At 72.2% G+C, this 1469-nt stretch carries 2 protein-coding genes; both read right to left on the reverse strand.

Translation table 11 applies throughout. From position 1 onward, the window contains the following. On the reverse strand, positions 1-925 hold a 925-nt coding region (locus tag GL263_RS26430), incomplete at its 3' end, for an SMP-30/gluconolactonase/LRE family protein (protein WP_182858260.1). A gap of 74 nt (positions 926-999) precedes the next feature. Beyond that, the coding region (locus GL263_RS26435) for a hypothetical protein (RefSeq protein WP_228456849.1) at positions 1000-1469 on the reverse strand (470 nt) is incomplete at its 5' end.

Below are 1469 nucleotides of genomic sequence, written 5' to 3' on the forward strand. Positions count from 1 at the left end.
CGACGGCTACGCGCACGATCCGCCCGGACGCCTCCGTCACGAACAGGTCCCTGCCCGCCCGGTACTCGCCGAAGCCACGCACGACCCGCACGCTCGTCGGCATCCGCAGCCCGGACGCGAGCACACACACCCGGCCGGTGTCCGGGGCCACCCGGACCAGCTCGCCGTGCCGGAAGCCGGTCACCACGAGGTCGCCACGGAAGTGGGTCAGATCGTCCAGCAGTTCGGCGTCGAGGAGGCCGCCGCTGAGGCCGACCACCGTCGTGTGGCTCGCCGGATCGTCCAGCGGAATCCGCACCACGGGCGACCGGGTGCTGGTGAGAACACTCGCGTACAGCTGGTCGCCCACGATCTCCAGTCCGTTGGTGCCGAAGACGTTCGCCTTCCGTGTCCACTCCTCGTCCCGCGTACCGTCCGGCCGCACCTTGAGCACCCCGGTGGCCAGTTCGCGGCTCAGGTAGAAGTTGCCGTCGCCGTCGATGGCGAGGCCGTTGACGCCCGGCGTCCCCGTGACCACCTTCTCCCCTCGGGGCTGCGCGGCGGTCGGATCGAAGCGCATGACGCCGCCCGTGACGGCCAGCGGGCCGACCCCGAAGTTGACGTACATCATCCCGTCCGGCCCGCGCCGGATGCCGCCGGGCCCGGACACCGGGAAGGTGGCCGCCAGCCTCCCGTCCGGCGTGTAGCCCTCCACCCGGTTCCTGACCGAGTGCGAGACCCACAGCATCCCCCGCCCGTCGAACTCCAGGTTCTCCCGCCAGTCGAGCAGGGGTGGCCCGCCGTGGCGGAACACCGTCACGTTCACCCGTTCCGGGCAGTGCGCGGTCCGCGCGGCGGACGGGGAGTCGGCGGCGCGCGCGGACGGGACGAAGACGGCGACCATCGCCACCAGCGCCGCCACGGTCATCGCTGGACGTATTCGCATGCGTGCGGTTCTACCGGCCGGTAGCCACCCCGTCCACGCACCCGCATGCCAATTCCACGCCACCGTAGGCCCGTTCAGCCCGCCCGCACCTCAATCGCCGCGGTGTCCCCGGCAGTGTTCACCCGCACCTCCACCCCACCGATACGGGTGTCGGCGACCTGGACTCCGCCCTTGCCCAGCATCGTCGGCAACGTCTTCGCCACCCACGCACTGACCGCACCCGCGTCGACGCCACGCAGCTCGGCGCCGTTGACGCAGTCGGAGAAGACCGCGACCTGCATCGCCGGCGCGCCCGGCTCCACCCCGGCCGCGTTGCAGGCAAGGCTCAGCAGCCGCCCACGCGCGTCGGTCCGCGCGCTCACGGTGAACGACGGGTCGCTCACCCTCTCCCCCTTCGACTCCCCGAACCAGCGCCGCGTCTCCCCGACCCCCGGGACGTCCTCCGCAACCCCCTTCTTTGCCATCACCACACCGTGCCCGGACGTCATCCTCCGCACCCACGCCTCCACATCCCCACCCGGAAGCACGGCGGCCGCCTCGTCGG

The organism is Streptomyces durbertensis (genome assembly GCF_014156695.1).
In the GTDB taxonomy this organism is placed as follows: Bacteria; Actinomycetota; Actinomycetes; order Streptomycetales; family Streptomycetaceae; genus Streptomyces; species Streptomyces durbertensis.